We start from the raw sequence: 2,925 nt of genomic DNA, 5'->3' as shown, positions 1-2,925 counted from the left end.
CCAATGTGGTGCGCGGCGGCTCGCACAAGGGCAATGCCTCGGCGGTGGAGCTGATTGCCATGGGACTCTGCGATGCGCTGGCCTCGGATTACCATTACCCCAGCCCGCGCCGGGCGGCGCTGATGCTGGAACGCTCCGGCCTGCTGGATCTGGCGGGCGCCTGGCGGCTGGTCTCTGAGGGGCCTGCGCAGGTGCTGGGGCTCCAGGACCGCGGGCAGCTGGAGGCGGGCAAGAGGGCTGACATTGTGGTGCTGGAGAAGCAAACGCAGCGGGTGGCGGCAACCCTGTCGGGCGGGTGTGTCAGCTATTTGTCAGGGGATGTCGCGGCCCGCTTCCTGGCTTGAAGGGGAGCGCCGCGCATCAGGCCGGAAGGCCCTCTTTGCGGCGCGTGAAACCGGCGGCGCCGGTTTCACCTGGCGCCTTGCTGCTTGGGGCAGGGCTGGTTAGACTGGCGGGCAATTGATTTCAGATGTTTGCAAAGCGGAAGATATGCTTCGGAAATACGGCCGCACGTTTCACTTGCAGTGATCGCCCGGGGCCACCAGCGACGATAAGATCATGCAGGATATTTCGGCCTTGATGGCTGAGCCTGAGGTGGTGATCACCGAAAAGATGGATGGGAAAACACCACCATTCATGCAGGCGGCTGCCATCCGCGCAGCCCGGATGCGCGCTATCACCGGTCGCGGGACTGGATGAAGGCGTTTGCCGCGGGGATTTCCCTGGCGCTGGCGGAGGGATAGCGGATTGTGGGCGAATATCTCTATGCCCGCCATGCCATCGCCTATGCGGCGTTGCCCTCGTATTTCCTGGGGTTTGCGTGGATCCTGGACGGGATGGTCCAGTCCTGGGACCAAACCCTTGAAAGGTTTGCGGAGCTTGGCATTTCCAGCGTGCCGGTGCTGTACCGCGGCAAGGTTTCGCCTCAGCTGATTGATCAGACCATTGCCAGGCTGGACCTTGAAACTCAGGAGGGGCTTGTGATCCGCGCAGCCTGCGGCTTTGCCGAAGCGGACATGAGCCGCCTGCTGGCGAAATACGTCCGTGCCGGCCACGTGCAGACGGATGTGCACTGGATGAACGCACAGATCATCAAAAACGCCCTCGCCTGAGGCCGCTTGCTGCTTCTTTCTGATCTTAAATACCTCGGGGGAGCCGTGGCAGCGCCGCGGCGGGGGCAGCGCCCCCGTTTTTAGCTCTGCGGTTTCACCACCCGGTTCACATGGCCCATCTTGCGGCCCGGCTTGGCGTCGGCCTTGCCATAGAGATGGATGGCGCAATCCGCTTCTTTCGCCAGGTCGGGCATGCGGTCCACGTCGGCGCCGATCAGGTTCTCCATCACCACATCGGAATGGCGCTGGCCATCGCCAAGCGGCCAGCCCGCAACCGCGCGGATGTGCTGTTCGAACTGATCCACCGTGCAGCCGTTCTGGGTCCAGTGGCCGGAGTTGTGCACGCGCGGGGCGATCTCGTTGACGATCAGGTCTTCGGGGGTGACAAACAGCTCGACGCCAAGGACACCAACGTATTCCAGCGCGTTCAGGATCTTGCCCGCCATCAGCACCGCGTCCATGCACTGGCTGGTTCTGAGCCGCGCGGGCACGGTGGTGGTGTGCAGGATGCCGTCGCGGTGGACGTTTTCGCCGGGGTCGAAACAGGCGATCTCGCCGGTCACGCCGCGGGCGGCAATGACCGAGACCTCATGGCTGAAATTCACAAAACCTTCGAGGATCGAGGGCGCGCCTGCCATGGCGGCGAGCGCATCGCCCGCGTCCTCAGCCGCCTTGATGCGGGCCTGGCCCTTGCCGTCATAACCGAAGCGGCGGGTTTTCAGGATCGATGGCGCGCCGATTGCAGACAGGGCGGCGTCGAGGCTGGCCTGATCGGTGATGTCGGCAAACGGCGCGGTCTTGAGGCCAAGGTCCTGCAGGAACGTCTTTTCCGTCAGACGGTCCTGGCTGATCCGCAGGGCTTCACGGCCCGGGCGGATCGGTTTTTGCGCTTCCAGCAGGTCGAGGGCCGAGGTCGGGATGTTTTCGAACTCATAGGTGATCACATCGACGGCAGCCGCAAAGGCGGCGAGCGCTTCGGCGTCCTCGTAGCCTGCGGTGGTCACGCGGTTGGCCACATGGCCTGCGGGCGGGTTGGCACCGGGTTCAAAGATATGAGTCTTGAAGCCGAGGCGGGAGGCCGCAACCGAGAGCATCCGGCCGAGCTGGCCGCCGCCGAGGATGCCGATGGTGGAACCGGGCTGTAATACCTGTGCGGGCACGTCAGTCATCGGAGGGCTCCTCCGGGATCGAGGCGGAGAGCGCCTCGCGCCAGTCATCCAGGCGCTGGGCGAGGTCCGCGTCCTGCAGGGCCAGGATGCCCGCGGCCATCAGGCCTGCGTTGGCGGCCCCTGCGGAACCGATCGCCATGGTCGCGACCGGGAAGCCCTTGGGCATCTGCACGATGGAATAAAGCGAGTCGACGCCGGACAGCGCCCGGGTCTGGACCGGCACGCCGACAACGGGCACCCGGGTTTTGGAGGCGACCATGCCGGGCAGGTGGGCAGCACCGCCCGCACCTGCGATGATCACTTGCAAGCCGCGGTCCGCGGCGGATTTGCCGTAGCTCCACAGCCGGTCCGGGGTGCGGTGGGCCGAGACGATCTTGGCCTCGTACTCGATGCCCAGATCATCCAGGATATTGGCGGCTTCTTTCATGGTGGGCCAGTCGGATTGGCTGCCCATGATAATGCCTACTTTGATGTCGGCCATGGCTTGTTGGCTCCTGTCGCGGCTTGTGGAGCGCGCACTATAGGGAAACTGGGACTTGGCGCAATGCGGCTTGGGGCGGAAAACTGGCGGATTGGCCCTGTTTTACGGGCTTTGGCGCTTTGCCACAGGGGGTGGCTCCCGCCCGCGCGGGATGCAGGCAAGC

5 protein-coding genes are annotated in these 2,925 nt (G+C 64.7%); 3 read left to right on the top strand and 2 right to left on the bottom strand.

Going from position 1 to position 2,925, the window contains the following annotated elements; all coding sequences use genetic code 11:
* The 3 genes from A2I95_RS29470 to A2I95_RS29465 all read left to right on the top strand — a co-directional run.
* The coding region (locus tag A2I95_RS29470) for an amidohydrolase family protein (RefSeq protein ID WP_291735593.1) at positions 1-344 on the top strand (344 nt) is incomplete at its 5' end.
* Positions 345-558: 214 nt separating this feature from the next.
* Complete coding sequence (locus A2I95_RS42655) at positions 559-699, top strand: hypothetical protein (RefSeq protein WP_342665594.1); 141 nt, start codon at positions 559-561, stop codon at positions 697-699.
* A gap of 50 nt (positions 700-749) precedes the next feature.
* Positions 750-1,112: an RNA ligase family protein gene (locus A2I95_RS29465; protein WP_342665595.1), complete on the top strand. Its 363-nt coding sequence runs from the start codon at positions 750-752 to the stop codon at positions 1,110-1,112.
* 80 nt (positions 1,113-1,192) lie between these two features.
* Here the strand turns inward: A2I95_RS29465 and A2I95_RS29460 are convergent, their stop codons facing one another.
* Positions 1,193-2,281 (bottom strand): 5-(carboxyamino)imidazole ribonucleotide synthase, encoded by a 1,089-nt coding sequence (locus A2I95_RS29460; RefSeq protein WP_291735591.1) that lies wholly within the window; start codon positions 2,279-2,281, stop codon positions 1,193-1,195.
* Positions 2,274-2,762 (bottom strand): 5-(carboxyamino)imidazole ribonucleotide mutase, encoded by a 489-nt coding sequence (gene purE, locus A2I95_RS29455; protein WP_291735589.1) that lies wholly within the window; start codon positions 2,760-2,762, stop codon positions 2,274-2,276. The genes A2I95_RS29460 and purE overlap by 8 nt, the downstream gene beginning before the upstream one ends.
* Positions 2,763-2,925 lie beyond the last annotated feature (163 nt).

The organism is Leisingera sp. F5, from assembly GCF_001593695.1.
The sequence above is the reverse complement of the archived record's forward strand: the minus strand, read 5'-3'. Positions and strand labels throughout refer to the sequence as shown.